This window comes from Bradyrhizobium genomosp. I (2014), assembly GCF_000261685.1.
Classification (GTDB): domain Bacteria; phylum Pseudomonadota; class Alphaproteobacteria; order Rhizobiales; family Xanthobacteraceae; genus Bradyrhizobium.
Genome location: NZ_AJQE01000083.1, coordinates 1 through 15153, shown reverse-complemented (window position 1 = coordinate 15153; position 15153 = coordinate 1). Strand labels below are relative to the sequence as shown.

The 15153-nt window shown below is 62.9% G+C and carries 16 protein-coding genes; 8 read left to right on the top strand and 8 right to left on the bottom strand.

Going from position 1 to position 15153, the window contains the following annotated elements:
- On the bottom strand, positions 1 to 309 hold a 309-nt coding region (locus IC50_RS42785), incomplete at its 3' end, for a hypothetical protein (RefSeq protein ID WP_035702756.1).
- A 2595-nt stretch (positions 310 to 2904) separates the two neighbouring features.
- Here IC50_RS42785 and IC50_RS07950 point away from each other — a divergent pair.
- A complete protein-coding gene (locus tag IC50_RS07950; protein WP_035702751.1) occupies positions 2905 to 3261 on the top strand; it encodes a hypothetical protein in 357 nt (118 codons plus the stop codon).
- Positions 3262 to 3275: 14 nt separating this feature from the next.
- Here the strand turns inward: IC50_RS07950 and IC50_RS07945 are convergent, their stop codons facing one another.
- Positions 3276 to 3527, bottom strand: coding sequence for a hypothetical protein (locus tag IC50_RS07945; protein WP_035702749.1), 252 nt, complete (start codon positions 3525 to 3527; stop codon positions 3276 to 3278).
- A gap of 215 nt (positions 3528 to 3742) precedes the next feature.
- Between IC50_RS07945 and IC50_RS07940 the strand changes: the two genes are divergently transcribed.
- On the top strand, positions 3743 to 3958 hold the full coding sequence (locus IC50_RS07940) for a hypothetical protein (protein WP_035702748.1): 216 nt from the start codon (positions 3743 to 3745) through the stop codon (positions 3956 to 3958).
- Between the two features lie 446 nt (positions 3959 to 4404).
- On the opposite strand, the gene IC50_RS43010 is transcribed toward IC50_RS07940, so the two are convergent.
- The gene (locus tag IC50_RS43010) at positions 4405 to 4863 is read right to left on the bottom strand and encodes a hypothetical protein (protein WP_244429556.1); all 459 of its coding nucleotides are present in this window, start codon (positions 4861 to 4863) and stop codon (positions 4405 to 4407) included.
- A gap of 38 nt (positions 4864 to 4901) precedes the next feature.
- On the opposite strand from IC50_RS43010, the gene IC50_RS07925 reads away from it, so the two are divergent.
- Positions 4902 to 5186 carry a hypothetical protein gene (locus IC50_RS07925; RefSeq protein WP_035702741.1) on the top strand — a complete coding sequence of 95 codons (285 nt, stop codon included), beginning with the start codon at positions 4902 to 4904 and terminating at the stop codon, positions 5184 to 5186.
- Positions 5187 to 5300: 114 nt separating this feature from the next.
- Here the strand turns inward: IC50_RS07925 and IC50_RS07920 are convergent, their stop codons facing one another.
- Positions 5301 to 5963 carry a hypothetical protein gene (locus tag IC50_RS07920; RefSeq protein WP_035702735.1) on the bottom strand — a complete coding sequence of 221 codons (663 nt, stop codon included), beginning with the start codon at positions 5961 to 5963 and terminating at the stop codon, positions 5301 to 5303.
- Positions 5964 to 6334: 371 nt separating this feature from the next.
- Entirely contained in the window at positions 6335 to 9442 is a 3108-nt protein-coding gene (locus tag IC50_RS07915; protein ID WP_035702760.1) for a DEAD/DEAH box helicase, read from the bottom strand.
- A gap of 746 nt (positions 9443 to 10188) precedes the next feature.
- Here IC50_RS07915 and IC50_RS07910 point away from each other — a divergent pair.
- Positions 10189 to 10428, top strand: coding sequence for a hypothetical protein (locus IC50_RS07910; RefSeq protein ID WP_035702729.1), 240 nt, complete (start codon positions 10189 to 10191; stop codon positions 10426 to 10428).
- 161 nt (positions 10429 to 10589) lie between these two features.
- On the opposite strand, the gene IC50_RS07905 is transcribed toward IC50_RS07910, so the two are convergent.
- Positions 10590 to 10982 (bottom strand): NUDIX hydrolase, encoded by a 393-nt coding sequence (locus IC50_RS07905; protein WP_193374102.1) that lies wholly within the window; start codon positions 10980 to 10982, stop codon positions 10590 to 10592.
- Positions 10983 to 11128: 146 nt separating this feature from the next.
- The gene (locus tag IC50_RS07900; protein WP_035702727.1) at positions 11129 to 12214 is read right to left on the bottom strand and encodes an AI-2E family transporter; all 1086 of its coding nucleotides are present in this window, start codon (positions 12212 to 12214) and stop codon (positions 11129 to 11131) included.
- 397 nt (positions 12215 to 12611) lie between these two features.
- Between IC50_RS07900 and IC50_RS07895 the strand changes: the two genes are divergently transcribed.
- Both IC50_RS07895 and IC50_RS07890 read left to right on the top strand, forming a co-directional pair.
- Positions 12612 to 12839 carry a hypothetical protein gene (locus IC50_RS07895; RefSeq protein WP_035702724.1) on the top strand — a complete coding sequence of 76 codons (228 nt, stop codon included), beginning with the start codon at positions 12612 to 12614 and terminating at the stop codon, positions 12837 to 12839.
- 109 nt (positions 12840 to 12948) lie between these two features.
- Complete coding sequence (locus IC50_RS07890; protein ID WP_035702723.1) at positions 12949 to 13251, top strand: hypothetical protein; 303 nt, start codon at positions 12949 to 12951, stop codon at positions 13249 to 13251.
- Positions 13252 to 13334: 83 nt separating this feature from the next.
- On the opposite strand, the gene IC50_RS07885 is transcribed toward IC50_RS07890, so the two are convergent.
- Positions 13335 to 13553: a hypothetical protein gene (locus tag IC50_RS07885; protein ID WP_035702757.1), complete on the bottom strand. Its 219-nt coding sequence runs from the start codon at positions 13551 to 13553 to the stop codon at positions 13335 to 13337.
- A 471-nt stretch (positions 13554 to 14024) separates the two neighbouring features.
- Between IC50_RS07885 and IC50_RS07880 the strand changes: the two genes are divergently transcribed.
- Complete coding sequence (locus IC50_RS07880; protein ID WP_035702722.1) at positions 14025 to 14612, top strand: formyltransferase family protein; 588 nt, start codon at positions 14025 to 14027, stop codon at positions 14610 to 14612.
- Positions 14613 to 14784: 172 nt separating this feature from the next.
- On the top strand, positions 14785 to 15135 hold the full coding sequence (locus IC50_RS41965) for a hypothetical protein (protein WP_027575371.1): 351 nt from the start codon (positions 14785 to 14787) through the stop codon (positions 15133 to 15135).
- Positions 15136 to 15153 lie beyond the last annotated feature (18 nt).

Sequence of the window (15153 nt, the reverse complement as noted above, 5' to 3'; positions counted from 1 at the left end):
CGTAAAGCCAGCGAAAAGTCCTATCTTCTGGACCATGCGTATGGCGTACGAGCTTTGCCTGGTTACCGCCGGCAAGCAGGTGCCGAACGGGCCCGACTGGATGATCCCCGAATTATCGCAGCCTTCCTCGCCGCCCCCGCCTTCGCATTGGGCGCCCTCGTCCTCGCACTCCTCCTCCAACTCGTTCATGACATAGGGATCTGATGCGTCGAGGAACGCAATCAGCCGCGTGATTTCGGCGGCGGCCTCCCTCCTGAGTCTGGCAAGCCTCTTGAGGGCCTTTTCTCTCGCCCGCTCTTGTCTGGCCAAGCGCGTGCAAAGCTCTCCGGTGGACGGCCACAGTTCGGGCTATGGTGTTTGGGTGTCGTATGACGATGGTCATGGTGGTTCTCTGGATTTACCGGCTTTCCACGGCCGGGTGCCAGTGGGCAGCACTGCACGTAGGGTGGGTTGAGCTCTTGCGAAACCCATCACTCGTTGCGATCAGCACCGCTGCGATCCGCGATCGATTATCGGAGCAATCCTCGAAAGACCGCGGAGTGACCAACCGAATTGCCGGCGACGGGTTTCGCAAGAGCTCAACCCATCCTACGCACTGGCAACCGATCCAGCCAAGCGGGAAAGTGTTCGACCGTGCTTGCGCGCCACCTCGCGGCCCCCTGCTCCGCCGGCGGCCCGACCAGACCGGCCACCGTGAGATCTTCGCGCGGTGGCTTTTGTGCTTCTGATCCCGCAGTATGATGTCCGACTAGCCAATCACAGTCTGCTCTGGAGTGCTCCAATGCAGAACGTCGTAGCCGGATGCGTTGCAGTGGTTTTGGTCATCATGGCTTTGATTGTCTATTCCCAAAAGCACCATCATTGTTGGAACGGGCACGTGCTCAAAAACTTGCACGGGCACGTGCTCAAAAAAACCGGTGAGCCCTGCGGATCCCTCAGTCCCTCCATCTAGGGCGCCGCCGCTCCTTGGAGTTTTTCCACACCCACGAAGCACTGTATGTCGCTGCCGACCCGAGACCCAAGGGCTTCATAATTTGACTCTGGCCGGCGTCGCGCTTCGATGCTGGATGCCTCGCCCTCCTCGACGTTGTACAGCTACGCATGCCGACGGCCGGCCGATCAAGATCACCTTCGGCGAGATGCGCAGCATGCGCGTGCGCGGCATCCTGGTCTACTGCCACTGCGTCATCGCGTTGCTTTGGATGCCAATCGCTGGGCTGATGAGATGCGGCTGTCTGATATCGAGCCGCGGTTCGTTTGCGTAGCTTGTGGAAGCCGCGGCTCTGACATTCGGCCTGACTTCGATCGGGAAACCGACGAGTTGCGATGATAGGCCTGAAAGAGGCCGCCAACTGAGACGATCCGTTCCGGGCTAATGGGGAGAGACAAGCGCCGCCATACCGAATGCGACGACGCACGCGGCACCTAGAGACCATAAGGCAATTGCAACTTGCCTAGGCATTCCGATCCAATGGCGAGGCCTGTTAACGGTTCCAGGATCAGTCGTGCAGGAAATACATGCTCGTAATAGCGAATAAGACGAGCGCAGCGCCGCCAAACATCGCAATGCCAAAACAGATGCGTGCCGGTATTGAATACGAGTCAAAATGAGGCTGCTTGATCACATTGCACCCCCCTTCTCCGGCGAAAGTGCAACCGGGTTGGGGAGCGCCGAAATTCGAAATTGACCGAAGAACATCCGGCTCAGATCACGCCCACAATGATCAAGACTCCGATCTCAATCAGTAGGAGCGTACCCGTTGCTGCCGAGATGAGAAACAAATCACCTAGTGACAGGAACTGCATGAATCGCCTCACAATTTGCCCTAGAAGCGGCCCTTGCATCCTTGGGGGCGTAAGTAGGGGCAGGATGATGGGGCCGCTTCCAGCGGGGTCCTTGACGCGTCCGTCCGGACGCCAAACGCTCTCATCTTAGTCCAAATTTAAATCTCGTTCATGATTTAATATATTTAAATTACGTTTATTATCTTAATGTTTAATTTGCGACGTTTGCACGATGCACTATTATGGTGACAGTGCACTTGATGGCAGCTGCGGAACGGCGCAGGGAGCAGGCTCTTTCGAGTGAAGTGCGCTGTAATTTGTAATTTCGTAAATATCCCAGGCCACGCCCGTCAGCGTGAACCCGCTGGGCTTGTGTCACAAAACCTATGGCATGGCCGTTGCACAATCCAAGCCGACTGGGATTTCAGCGCTCAGTTTGAGAATGAAACGCTGCCGGGACCGCTATTTCGAGCCCGGCAGCGTCTTAATATTGGACGAGTGGGACAGCTGCTGGCAACCTGCTTAGCTTTGTCTGCCGCGCATGCAATTGATGACAAACTCTCGTTTTGCGCGACCTTGTCCTTTCATAACTCCGCCCGCACTCGAGAAGCCACGCTCGGTAGCGAGCTGCCTGCACTTTTCCAATTTTTGAGGGTCGCGAGGCGTGCCTTGCTGAGCCTGTACAGCGCCAGCGACCAGAACCAGAGCAACGGAAGCGAATATAATCGGCCTAATCATTCCCAGTCTCCATATTTGACAAGGAAAAGAATGGCATGAGCCCCGTCTTGACCGGGATGCTTCACGCCCGAGTCAATAATGCAAACGTGCAGACCCCCCGGAAGCCCAATCAACCAACGCGATGCCCAGGCCTGCCGATCGCTCGTGAATTGTAGCACGATGGCCCGCCAGCGTGAACCGGCGGGCCTGGCAGCGCCGGTTTTGAAAGCAAACGGGCATCGATAGCCTATGAAGTCTGCGCGCCGGTCGGACTGATCCGCCCGCCTCACGTTTTGATTGTCCCCCCTCGCCAGAACATGTCGAAATTCCTTGATCCACGTCAACGCGCCGAGGCGAAAGCGTCCCAATCCTCACCGAGCTAAACGTGGAGGAGACAACTCGATGACCGACACGCGATCATCGATGACGCAAGTCTCAAGCGTGTCCGAACCCAGTAGCGAACGTGCTCGAAAGATTGATGGAGGTGCGTGGGCTGTATTCTTCATCTGGATCGGCATCGTCATGCTGGTCGGAGTACCTTGGGCTTGGTTCCTCATTGGCGTTGGAGCTGTCCTGCTCGCAGCGCAAGTCATGCGCCAACTGTGGAGCTTGAAGGTCGAGGCGTTTGGCTTGGCAATTGGTGTTGTTCTTGTCGCGGCTGGCGCATGGGACCTGCTCTCGATACCTTTGCCGCTGATGCCCATGGTACTAATCTTCTTGGGCTCGTATCTTCTTTGGAAATCGCTTTCGCCGCGTTAAGCGACGCCCTTCAATCACTCGCAGGGCTGACGAACGATGTTGTCGGCATCGAGCAACGCGTTCGACAGCGCCACGCGACAAAAATGTTCGGCCTCAGGCGGGCGGGGCATGCGGATTACCGGCTGAATGCCGCGAAATAGATTCGACGCCCGGTCACGCGCCTTGTGATACTTGCACGACAGAAGCGCACATTGCTTGCGGGTGATGTGAAGTTCGATTTCGGTTGCGCCGCTGGCCTTAAGCAAGGCGTAGGCATCATGCAGCACGTAGGATGGGTTGAGCTCTTGCGAAACCCATCACTCGTTGCGATCGGCGCAACTGCGATCCGCGATTATTATCGAAGCAATCCTCAAAGGGCCGTAGAGCGACCAGCGAATTGCCGGCGATGGGTTTTGCAAGAGCTCAACCCATCCTACGTGCTGGATCAAGGGAATGGTGATCCAGATCAGGGGTCCGGTCCCGCCGCGCGGCACAAGAGACCATGGACCGCAACATGCTCCTGCGGCATCTCGCGATGGCCGAGCGCCACGTTACGCTCGGTGAAAACCATCTTGCGAGACAAGAGGCCTTGCTTGCGGAGCTGGACCGCGATGGCCACGACACGACAGATGCCTTGGCCATCCAGGAGACGATGCGGCACACACAGACCTTGCAAATGCAGGACCGCGACCGGCTATTGGCGCAGTTGGCGCTTTAGCCGAGCACCTCATATCTCTTCGTCCGCTTGCGTCTGCGAGCACTGGATTGCGTCACCCTGCCCGCTTCAGCGGCCCTGACGCGCCGACGAAGCTCCAACAGTTCACAATATGCGGCACGAAGCGGATCGTTGCAATCGAGCGTCGGCGGTCGCTTCGAAGAATTCGTCGTGCCGTAGGATGAGTATCTGATCATCTTGAACACGCTGCGTTTGATATGCGCAGAGCGTATCAAGCCATTCTTGTCGCGCAACGAAAGTCGCTTGTTAATGTTGACGTCGCGGGAAAACGTTAAATCGGGAACAGTGCGATGCACGGATCGGATGGCCACTTCCAGTTAAGTGCACTGCCAACGTAGTTTGCGTCCACACCTCGATTGAAGAAGCAGGCCGCCTGGCCGCTCCGCCCTTCGGCGCTATTCAAACGATCGCCGGCGCCGTCTCCGCCGCTATCCGCCTCGGCCGACGTTCGACGAGGCGTTGTTCAGCCAGCGCAGCGTTGCCTCGTCGCTCCAGCCTGGGACGGCAAAGCGAACCGGCGGCGTAGCATTCGCGCGCGGCCGATCCACCGCGGGATGGCGGGCGCGGGCATGATGCACCGGTGCGGCGTTTGCGGAGGTGCACAGGACGAGCAACAGACCCATGGCAAAAAGAGCTCGCATCACATCAACTCCAATCGAGCAATCGCCCACCGGTATTTGATGCGCCGATCGGCCCGCCACAATCGATCGCGCCTTCACAAGCAGGAGAGAGAAGCGCGGGCTCATGCGGTGCAAGCCAGTCTCGATTGCCGAGGCCGGAGCTGGTGCAGCCTCGACAGCAAAAAGGTTACACGTCGGGCCTTCACAACTGTCGTGCTTCCTGAAAATTTCTGCCTCGAAGCCGTCTTGCAGCACCGACGCCCGCATCCCAACTCACCGATGGTCACATGAGCGCAGGAGGGAAAATGATGCGTGTATTGTCGGTGGCACTCCTCGCGGCGGCTTCGCTCACCCAGGCCAACGCAGAGGCGCAGACCAAGGGGTCCAACCCGTCCAACCCTACGTGCAGCTATACGCTGGCGAGCAGCGGGGAAACCTACCATGTACCCGCGGGCCAGACTCTTTGTTGGCGCGTGCCCCCGCCTTCCGCGAAGACGTACACGCTCCTGCGTTGCGACCCGCCATTTCAGGAACTCAACCGGGTGCAAATGGGCGATGGTCGCTGCAACAAGTACGAGGAGCGGCAGTAGACCGCAGCCGGACACCCCTCCTCGGGGGCGGCTCTGAGCCAGGCGAAGCTGTGCTCCCGTTCGCGCGGGCCCGCTTGGCGCGGACGCATCCCGAGTCCTTCGCTCGATGCGCCTTCAGCTTTCCGGAGCCGACGTCGCAGCCGGCACACTCAGCGGAGCTCCTCCGACCGAAACGGGCCCCACGGGTTTCGATTGCCGCGCCATCCGTTTGCGCATCGCTGCGGACATTCCATAGCGCGCATTCGCCCTCCGAATGGAGGACGTGACGTCCGACATCATCGTATTTTGCAGCGAATCGACCTTCGCGATCAGCGTGGACAGCTGCGAAGATATCTTCCTCACATCGACCCGTTCATCCGTGATGCTCTGTCGCAGGGACAGGAGCAGCAATGAATCCTGCTGCAGCAGGGCTGCATTCTGCTGAGCTGAGTCATTGCTCTCCTTCAGCAGGGCAGCATGCTGCTGCTGGGCCGACTGAATATCCTTCAAGGCAGTGACGACCGGATCCGATTTTGGTGCGGGCGCTTGCTGGCGCGGAAGCAGTTCAGCCAGGCTGCCGACATTCAGCGAGGGAAAATCGGACGGCAGCGTATAGATCGCCGCCGCGCCGTTGATGGCCAGGGCGCACACGGACAACGCCAGGACCGATTTCCGGCCGGAGCGCCTGGCAGGCACCGGAGCTTCCAGGGCTTCGGGTTCGTGCCCCGCTGCGGCGGCCGCAAGGGCCACGGCGTCGAGTTCTTCGGCGAAGCTTTGCGTTTCGAAAGTCGTGGTCATTTGCGTTGACCTCAATGAGCGAGCAACAGGAAGCCGTCGCCGGAACGTCCTCGCGACGCCTCCTCTACGCAGCACCCATCTCCAACTGTCTAGAATTGTAGGCTTTTCGGATTAATTCCACGTTAGCGGCCGCTCCGGCGGACGCCCCCCGGCGACCCCGGCCGATTACGGGGTCCGCGGGCTGCGGCTCACTCTGGACCGTCGAACAGGCGGCCCGGCAGCGGCCGCCCCTCGCTGGCGGATTTTCCGAAGCTGGCATCATGCCACTGTTTTGCCCGACGGATCAACCGGCCTTTGCGCCGGATACAGAAGGCATTGTGGCAGAGGCACTTAGCTACTGTGCATGGGGTTGTTTTCGCGTTTTTGGCTTGTCACCCCTCGTCCAGCAGTTCGAACAGCTCCTCCACCCGCTCGAACGGCGCGTCCCGCATCGGGCTGTGGTAGACGACGCGATCGCCGTCGCGTTGAAGTGACTTTCCCCGCGATTTCCGCAAGCGCCCCGGCAGGAACGTCGCTGCGGCCGCTTCGGGGCCGACGTCGAGCCGGATGATGCCTCTGCGCTTGCACTCGATCCTGAGCCGGGCTGCGGCGAAGAAGTCGCGCGCGACCTTCGGCAACGGTCCGAAACGGCGGGAGGTCTCTTCCTCGAGGTCTTCGAGGTCGTCCTCGCCATTGCATCTTGCGGCGCGCGCATAGAGCTCGAGCCGCACCGGCTCGGACTGCACATAGGTCTCCGGGAGCATGTCTCCGACCGGCAGGTTCAGGTCGGGCACCCACACCGCGGCGCGCTCCTCGTCGGCCTTCTCCGAGGCCATTTTCAGGAGGTGGCTGTAGAGCACGGGCCCGAACACCTGGACGTGGCCGGACTGCTGCTCCGAGAACAGGTCGCCCGCCCCCCTGAGATCGAGGTCGCGCTCGCTGATGGCAAAGCCGGCGCCCGGCCGGCTGAACTCCTCGAGCGCGGCCAGCCGCTTCGCGGACTGCCCGGATTCCGTCTCGGTCAACAGATGGGCGAAGGCGCGGATGCCGCTGCGGCCGACACGGCCGCGGAGCTGGTGCAGCTGGGCAAGGCCGAACTTCTCCGGCCAGCACACCACGATGGTGTTGGCGCGGGGAATGTCGAGGCCGCTCTCGACGATGTTGGTCGCTAGCAGGACGTCGGCTCCGCCCTCGACGAAGCTCATCATCCGGTCGTCGATCTCGTCGGCAGGCAGTTTGCCGTGCAGACAGACGATGCGCAGGTCCGGCGCCACCGCCTGCACCCGCGCCAGCATCGGATCGAGATCGTGGATGCGCGGACAGATCAGAAAGCTCTGGCCGTGGCGGCGCTGCTCGCGCAGCAGCGCCGAGGCAATCGCCGCATCCGACAGCGGCGCGATCCTTGTTGCGACCGGCAGCCGGTGCACCGGCGGCGAAGCAATCACGCTGAGGTCGCGGAAGCCGGCAAGGCCGGCGGCCAGCGTCCGCGGAATCGGCGTCGCGCTCATCATCAGCACGTGGACGTTCCTGGCGAGGCCGGCGAGCTTGGCCTTCTCGGCCGCGCCAAAATGCTGCTCCTCGTCGATGATGACGAGGCCGAGATCGTCGAACCTGACGTCCTTGCCGGTGAGCGCCTGCGTGCCGATCACGACCTTGATGCGGCCGCTGCGCAGTCCCTCCCGGGTCTCCCGCAGCTCCGCGCCGGACGTCGCCCGCGACAGGTTGCCGACCTCGATGCCGAACGGCGCAAAGCGCTTCTGGAACGTCGCGACGTGCTGCCGGGCCAGCACCGTCGTCGGCACCGCGACCGCCACCTGTTTCCCCGACAGCACCACGGCCGCGGCGGCCCGCAGCGCCACCTCGGTCTTGCCAAAGCCGACGTCACCACAGATCACCCGGTCCATCGGATGGCCGGATGCAAGATCGTCCAGCACGTCGCTGATCGCCTTGGCTTGATCGCTCGTGGTGAAGTAAGGGAAACGCGCCACGAACTTCTCGTAGGCCGACCCCGGCGGCACCAGCTTTTCGGCGCGCCGCCGGCGGCGCTGGCTGATGTGCCTGGCCAGCACCTTGCCGGCGACCTGAATTTCGCGCTCGGCCGAGGTGCGGCGCGCCCACCATGTGCTGCCGTCCGCCTTGTCGAGCGCCAGCTTGCCGAGTTCGCCGGCGTAGGGCCACATCAAGGCGAGATCGGGCGGCGGCACCAGAACCGCGTTGTCGCCTGCGAACTTGAGGCGGATCATCTCCCGCATGGCGCCGCCGCCGGTGTCGACGGTCTGCAGGCCGTCGAGTACGCCAAGGCCGCGCTGGAGGTGGACGACCACCGTGCCCTGCTCGGGCACATCGGCATGGTCGAAGGCCGCGCTCCAGGCGCGCGCCATCGGCTGCGGATGATGCGCTCGGCTGCCGAGCACGTCGGACGCCGTCACCACGACCAGAGGCTTCTTCCCTGGCACCACGAAGCCGGCATCGAGATCGGCCGACAGCGCCGCCTCGCCTCCCCGTCCCCGCGCCGCCTGCTCCCAGTCCTCGCAGCGCTCCGCCTTGATGCCGCTCATGCGCTCCATCACGCGCAGATCGTCCTCGTGCGCGGCGACGAGGATCAGTCGCGATCCGGCCCGGCGTGTCTCCTCGACGAAGGCACGCAGCGCCTTCCTCGATGATGTCAGCTTCGAAAACTCGGGGATGGGCTGGAACGACGCCGTCCGCGGCAGCACCTTCATGCCCTTGGAGAGCCGCTTCCAGTCGCGCCGTCCGAGATATTCGCGCTCACGCTCCGCCCGCGGCGCGGCCTCCTCGATCGTGCCCAGCCACGCGTCGGCGTGCAACGGCACCCCGGCGTCCGCGATCCATTTGGCGCCACCGCAATAGTCGAACAGGCTCGCGCGCCTGCCGCGCTTGCCGGCAAGGCCGAGCCGCTCCGAGATGGGATCGACGAGAAGCTCCCTGGTCTCGAAGATGATGCTGTGCTCGTTCGGATCGAACGCCACGATCCGTCTGATCGCGCGGTCCGAATGCTCGATCCGGAACGGCCCCAGCGCGCCCGCCGGAAATATCTCGAAGGTCTGCCCGTGGAACAGCGCTCCGCCCGGATAGTCCGGCTCGTCCTCGAGATCGTATCCCAAGGCCTCGAGGCGGGTCTCGAGGTCCCGCTTGGAGAACGTGCCGCCCACCTTCAAGCTCAGGCTCAGGCGCGACAGGCTCGCCGGTGGCGGCAGGCGCTCCATCACCGCTTCTGCCGTCGACACGAGAAACAGCGGTTTCTTGGATTTTGCGATCCGCCTCAGCACGGAGGCTCTGCGCCCCGCGAGCTCGTGCGATGGCTCCAGCTGATCGAACGGCAAGGTGTTCAGTCGCGGAAATACCAGGACCTCGCAGGACGGGTCGAGCGCGTGAATGACGCTGCCCAGCCGCTCCGCCCTGTTCTCGTTCTCGGCGAGAAAGACGAGACCGCTGCGTCCGGACTGCTTCCATTGTGCAAGCAGATGGAGAGCCATCATGCCGAGGGGCGACGAAGACGAGATCGTGGCGCGCTGCGATCCTTTGCTCTTCTTCGGCGCCTTCTTGGCCACCCGCGCCTTTTTGGAAAGCCTCACTTGAACCCGTTTCTGGTCTTAACCCGTCGCCAACTCAATGCGGGCCGCCTCATTCCGAATCGGCAGCTCGCCGCCATGCATATGGGATTTGCCCCGCGAACGCACCCCTCGTGGGTAACGTCCGGGAAAGCCGTCGCGATCCCGGCAGTCTCGCCATTGATCGCCCGGCACGTTGGAACTGGCTCCGTTCCGACGCGTGAAATGCGGCCCGTGCTCTCGATGCGAGAGTCGATGCGATCGAGTCGCTCTACACGTGGCAGGCACGAAAAAGCCCCAGCGCTTGGAGCCACGCTGGGGCGTTCGTTCAAAATGAAGCGGTTGAGCAATGACGCCTTCATAGCAGCGGTTTCGCCGCGCGCTTGTGAACTGGTTCACACGCTGCGCCAAACGACCTCAGTGCGAAGGCCCTGAGGTCGCCAACCTTTGTGGGGAAGGTTTTCTCGCGGCCCAGGGGCTTTGGGGGTTGGGGATGGGCCGGGAGCCAGGACTCTACGCGCGACGCGCAGAGGCGTTCCAAGCAAGTGGGCGGGAAGTCCGCCGGCGCGGTCGGCGCAATGCCGGCTCGATCCATCAGGAATGGGGTACCGCATCCTTCCGGTTTGGGCTTGCGCAAGCAGCGCGTTAGGATGCCCCCTTTGACGGAGGCTCATTTGAAGCGATTCATTTTCATCGGCGCCATCGCGCTGCTTGCGACGGCCCCCGCCCACGCACAGACGCTGGTCGATCCCAACAAGGTCGCTCCCGAATACCGCGAGGCGGCCGAGAAGCGCCGGGCCGAGCAGTTGCGCCAGCGTGAATGCGCGCTGAAGGCGGATCTCGAGAAGGTGCTGCCCAGGGATCGCACCGCCTTTCTCAATCATTGCCTGGAGACGATAGCGGCCAAGCGATAACGGCCGACTGTTCCAACCGGCGTCTTGGCGCGATGCGCAATGCGCGCAAGGTCCGAAGGCAGATGCGGAAGGCCGAAGTCGTCAGGCTCGCTGCAGAGCCGCGGGCGGCCCGGTCGAGGTGCTTCGATGGACGGATGCGATCGGCGAGCGGCAGGACTGGCTCAGCTCCGCCGCCGCTTCCTCGGAAACAGCCGGTCGCGGATGTAGCGCGAGGTGGGCGTCAGGCGGATGCCGCGGGGCTTGTGCCAGGCGGCGCGGTCGATCTCCTTCTTGTCGCCGATCGCCAGCCTGCCCTTGGCGGACTTGGTAGTGAAGATTGCGTCGCTCATCTTGCGGCCGGAGCGCTTGTTCCTCGCCTTCACTTCCTTCCAGAGGCTGATCCTGCCGAGCTTGAGCTTGGGCAGCTCCTCCCTGATCTCCCGCCGCAGGCAGTCCTTCTCCGACTCGCGCGCACGCTTGCGGCCGCCCGGGAACATCCAGAGCCCGTCAGATCGCCGTCTGACCAACAATACCTTGCCGCGCCTGGCGGCAACCAGTTTGGAAGACTTCGCCATTGCTGCCGTCATCGAGAACAGAATCGACGCAATGGTAACTTGTCTAGTCAAACAGACAAGTTCGGGGCGCGCCTTGATCACAGGCCGCCAGTGCGTCGGGCCTTGGCGCGGCGCGATCGGCGGACCGCGCCGACCGAGGCGCGAGATCAGTCCTTGCCCGCCTCCGCCTGATCTTCCGTCCTGATCCAGGCCATCATCATTTCCCAGGCCACCGACAGGATGATCGGCCCGATGAACAATCCGACGATGCCGTGGGCCAGCGTGCCGCCGATCACGCCGACGAAGATCACGATGGTCGGGGTGGTCAGGCCGCGCCCCATGACGAGCGGCTTCAGCATCGTGTCGATGAAGCCGACGAGGACGAGAAACACGGTGAGCAGCAGCGCGGTGGTGACGTCCTTGGCGGTCCAGATCCAGATGATCACCGGCAGCAGCACGAGGAAGGCGCCGATCTGCACGATCGAGAGCAGCAGCACGATGAAGGCGAGAAGGCCCGCACTCGGCACCGCCGCGAGCTTGAAGCCGATGCCGGCGAGCAGCGCCTGCACGATCGCGATGCCGATCACGCCCTGCGCCACGGCGCGGATGGTCGCGCCAGCGAGCGACAGGAAATGCTCGCTCTGCTCCGGCACGATGCGAAACAGGAAGCCGCGACCGGCCGCGACCAGCCGCGGCCCGTGCGGAAACAGGAAGCCGGCCACGAACACGGAGACCAGAAACTGCAGCGTGCCGACGCCGGCGTCGCCCGCGAGCGAGAGCAGCGGGCCTGCCAGCGGCTGGAGATACGGCGCGACCTCACGCACCACCGCCCGGACGTTCTTGTAGGCCTGGTCCCAGAGCTCGTAGAGCCAGGGCCCGATAAGGGGCCACGATTTGAGCTGCTCCGGCGCTGTCTGGAGCGCGAGGTCGCCGGTGCCGAGCTGGTGAGCCAGCTCGCGCACGCCGTCCACCGCGCTGATGCCGAGCCAGGTCGCCGGACCAATGACGATGCCGAGCGTGATCAGGGTCAGGATCGCTGCTGCAGTCTTGGGCCGGCCGCCGAGGATTTTGGCGACCCAGCTGAACGCCGGATAGAACGCCACCGCCAGCACGCCGCTCCAGGCCAGGATCGGCACGAACGGGCGGATGATCAGGAAGGTCCAGATGATCAGCAGGGCGAGCAGGCCAAGCCGGATCACGAGCTGGATGACGTCCTCTCCCGTCAGGAGCTGACGGAGGCTTTTCACGGGCACAGCTTTCCTTGCGGCATGAACGCAACTTCCGGCGCTTGCGGGTCGCCGTTATTGCCAGCAACGCTTCCGCCGTCAAGACGACTGGAACCGACCACGCCCGCGATCGGGAACCCATCGGGTCATTCCGCATTCCGAGACGACGACGCCCCTTCCCCGAGAGCTCGATGCACGCGCGGGGATGCATCGTGGTATCCACTACTCCCTGCAGCCGGATGCCGCGCCAGGCTTTTGCCGCTATGCTTGTGCGATCAGCGACAAGGTCCGTCCCGGACGGGCCCAAGGCAACCCGCAACCGGCTTGGCTAACGCCCGTTAACCGGATTTCCCCGCGCCAGTTTACGCCGCTGCAAACGCTGGCGACTATCGTGGATCCAGGTCACCGAAACGCATTCTGTGCAATGGCCAACAGCATCTGGACGATCGAAGAGTTCACCTGTGCGGGTTGCGGCATGAACTACACCGCGACCAGAGAGGAGCACAGCGAAGCCCATACCGGCAGCTTCAAATGCGGCATCTGCAGCGGCGTCGTGCACGCCTGGTCCGGCAAGCATCATTTCTTCGGCTGGCAAGCCGTGAAGACGAGGCCGCCCGTGTTCGGGAAGCGCTGGGCGGGCGTCGAGTGGTAAGCCGTCCGCGGCGTCGCACCGGGGATCGACCGAATTGCACCGGTGCCGTTTGGACTCCGTTCACCGGTCGCCGCTAGATCAGGACGGATCCTCCGCGTCGAACCCGATCATGGCCGACCTCAACGCCGTCCTCACCAGGCTCAACGACCGTCTGCTCCGCCTCGAGGGCGAGCTGTTCGTGCTGCGCTCGCTGGCGCGCGCGACGCTGACGGCGGGTGACGACTATGCGGCACGCATGCGCAAGCTGGTCGAGGCCGCAAAAGTCGCGCTCGACGACGAGGCCAGGCTCCCTCTCGACAAGCCGACACGCAAATATGTCGATGCGGCCACCGCACTGGTGGAGGAACTGCTGGTCGAGCCGACCCCGGCGCGGCCGCTATTCACGGTGATTGACGGCGGCCGGCGCGACTGAGCGATAGCGCGCGGGTACGCCGATCTGCTCGCGTCCGTACAGTCCCGGCGGTCTCCCGCGCACGACGTCGGCTTGCAGACCTCTCAGATCGCCGTGGAATTCTCCGCCTTGAGCCGGCTGAGCCCCGCCTCGATGATCGCGATCTCCTCGTCGATCTGGCCGATCGGCAGGCTGAAATCATAGCCGGACCTGCTCTTCAAATCGACCGCGAGCCGCTGCCTGTGCATCATCAGCTCGTCGAGCCCGCGGCGGTTTTTCAGACGCACATAGGCGTCCACGATGTGCTCGATAGCGCTCGGCATGAAATCTGTCCCGGCGAAAAGGCCCGGCGGCGCGCCCACGCCGGCGGACGTTTCCAGTGTCGCGGTACGCAATACAAATCCGCGACGGATTCGTCGATACGCCAAGCTGGTTGAGATCGTGTTACCGTCGGACGAATTCGTGATGTGTGGCATGAAAAGGCCGCCGGCGATCACGCCGGCGGCCAAAGCCGGGTTCGAAAATGGATGCGGGTTGAAATGTCGCCAGCCCCGGTCGGCCCATGTTATCAGCCGATCGGGGACATCTCTGCTAAAAACGAAACACAGGAACCACTTACCGGCCGCTTATCGTCCGACCGTGGCGGCGCGGCAACGCTGGTCCGTGACGCAGAGATGGGGGCGCCGGCGCCCGGCGCATTGTTGATAACCCTCGCAAACGCTGCTCGGGTGGTGACAGGGCGTGCGGACGTGTTATCCCGAGCATAACGCAGTTGCGAGACGGATCGGACACCCATGCGCATTACCCTCGTCGGCTCCCGCCATTTCGGCGTGACCACCCTGAACATGCTCCGGGAGCACAGTGTTTCGGTCGTCCGGGTCGTGGTTGCCGATGCCGAGGATCGTCTCGCCGCGACCGCAAGGGCCGCCGGCATCGAGGTCGTGGTCCAGGCCAATCCGAAGCTGGTGGTGGCTTCCGAGATCGCCCCCGACACCGATCTGATCATCACGGCGCACAGCCACGCCCGGATCGGCAAGGACGCGCTCGCCGCCGCCAGGTTCGGCGGGATCGGCTATCACCCCTCGCTGCTGCCGCGCCATCGCGGCAAGGCCGCCGTGGAATGGACCATCAAGGAAGGCGATCCGATCGCCGGCGGCACCATCTATCATCTCGCCGACCGCATGGACGCCGGCGCGATCGCCGCCCAGGACTGGTGCTTCGTCAAGAAGGGCGAGACCGCACGGGAGCTTTGGGAGCGCGCGCTGGCGCCGCTCGGACTCAAGCTGCTGGCCGATGTGATCGACTACGTCAAGGTTCACAAGGCACTGCCCGCCAAAACTCAGGACGAGCAGTTCGCGACCTCGGCACCGAGTCTCTCCTGACGTTTACCCTTAACGTGAACCTGCGTTGATTCTGCTTCGAAAATCGGAGACGGAAACCCAAATAAACCATTGTGTTGACAGGAACAATTTTCGGTTTGGCATCGCAACAAATTTCCGTCACATTTCGTCCGAATAAGCGTCAGCATATCAGACAAATTCAAGGACGGAATTCATGCGTTTTGGTCGCATTGCGGTGTTTTGTGCCGCTTCAGTTTTCGCCGGCACCCTTGCTGTCCCCGCCTTTGCCCAGAGCCCCTATGACGGCAATTGGCATGTCACCATCGTGACCAAGAGCGGCTCGTGCGAGCCGACCGCAAGCTCCATGCTGACCGTTGCCGATGGCAAGATCACCGCGCCCGGCGCTAACGTTTCCGGCACCATCGGTAGCGGGGGACTTGTGAAAGTTTCGATCAATGGTGCATATGCCAACGGTCAACTCAACGGCAACGCCGGATCGGGGAAGTGGAATGGAGCATCAGCAGGCATACCGTGCAGCGGGCGCTGGGAAGCATCGCGCCAATAAACCAGCGCAGGTTCGTGC